Annotated in this window: 1 rRNA gene; it reads left to right on the top strand. The window is 54.7% G+C overall.

Annotation, left to right across the window (positions count from 1 at the left end):
* Nucleotides 1-171 precede the first annotated feature (171 nt).
* Nucleotides 172-1,709: ribosomal RNA gene (locus G471_RS0100535) — 16S ribosomal RNA — on the top strand.
* Nucleotides 1,710-1,717 lie beyond the last annotated feature (8 nt).

Here is a 1,717-nt window from a genome sequence, read left to right as displayed (position 1 = left end):
TTGATTTGGCGCGGCGATGCTCTTTAAAAGTTTGGACAACCGATAGGTGTGGGTGTCTTGATGCAGTGGTTTCGGCCACGAAATGTATTAAGGCAAACGCACTAAATAAGATGGAGAGATCCATCGAGGTAGAGAAATCTACCGTCAGTGAATTTGCGAGTTTGTTGGATTGAACTGAAGAGTTTGATCCTGGCTCAGATTGAACGCTGGCGGCATGCCTTACACATGCAAGTCGAACGGCAGCACGGACTTCGGTCTGGTGGCGAGTGGCGAACGGGTGAGTAATGCATCGGAACGTACCCGGGAGTGGGGGATAACTATCCGAAAGGATAGCTAATACCGCATATTCTGTGCGCAGGAAAGCAGGGGACCTTCGGGCCTTGTGCTCCCGGAGCGGCCGATGTCAGATTAGCTAGTTGGTGGGGTAAAGGCCTACCAAGGCGACGATCTGTAGCGGGTCTGAGAGGATGATCCGCCACACTGGAACTGAGACACGGTCCAGACTCCTACGGGAGGCAGCAGTGGGGAATTTTGGACAATGGGGGCAACCCTGATCCAGCCATGCCGCGTGAGTGAAGAAGGCCTTCGGGTTGTAAAGCTCTTTCGGCCGGGAAGAAATCGCGTTGGCTAATACCCAGCGTGGATGACGGTACCGGAATAAGAAGCACCGGCTAACTACGTGCCAGCAGCCGCGGTAATACGTAGGGTGCGAGCGTTAATCGGAATTACTGGGCGTAAAGCGTGCGCAGGCGGTTTTTTAAGATAGGCGTGAAATCCCCGGGCTCAACCTGGGAACTGCGCTTATGACTGGAAGACTAGAGTATGGCAGAGGGGGGTGGAATTCCACGTGTAGCAGTGAAATGCGTAGAGATGTGGAGGAACACCGATGGCGAAGGCAGCCCCCTGGGCCAATACTGACGCTCATGCACGAAAGCGTGGGGAGCAAACAGGATTAGATACCCTGGTAGTCCACGCCCTAAACGATGTCAACTAGTTGTTGGGAGGGTAAAACCTTTTAGTAACGGAGCTAACGCGTGAAGTTGACCGCCTGGGGAGTACGGCCGCAAGGTTAAAACTCAAAGGAATTGACGGGGACCCGCACAAGCGGTGGATGATGTGGATTAATTCGATGCAACGCGAAAAACCTTACCTACCCTTGACATGCCAGGAACTTGCCAGAGATGGCTTGGTGCCCGAAAGGGAGCCTGGACACAGGTGCTGCATGGCTGTCGTCAGCTCGTGTCGTGAGATGTTGGGTTAAGTCCCGCAACGAGCGCAACCCTTGTCGTTAATTGCCATCATTTGGTTGGGCACTTTAACGAGACTGCCGGTGACAAACCGGAGGAAGGTGGGGATGACGTCAAGTCCTCATGGCCCTTATGGGTAGGGCTTCACACGTCATACAATGGTCGGTACAGAGGGTTGCCAAGCCGCGAGGTGGAGCCAATCCCAGAAAGCCGATCGTAGTCCGGATTGTAGGCTGCAACTCGCCTGCATGAAGTCGGAATCGCTAGTAATCGCGGATCAGCATGTCGCGGTGAATACGTTCCCGGGTCTTGTACACACCGCCCGTCACACCATGGGAGCGGGTTCCGCCAGAAGTGGGTAGCCTAACCGCAAGGAGGGCGCTTACCACGGCGGGGTTCGTGACTGGGGTGAAGTCGTAACAAGGTAGCCGTAGGGGAACCTGCGGCTGGATCACCTCCTTTCTAGAGAA

The organism is Azonexus hydrophilus DSM 23864, assembly GCF_000429605.1.
Classification (GTDB): Bacteria; Pseudomonadota; Gammaproteobacteria; order Burkholderiales; family Rhodocyclaceae; genus Azonexus; species Azonexus hydrophilus.
The sequence above is the reverse complement of the archived record's forward strand: the minus strand, read 5'-3'. Positions and strand labels throughout refer to the sequence as shown.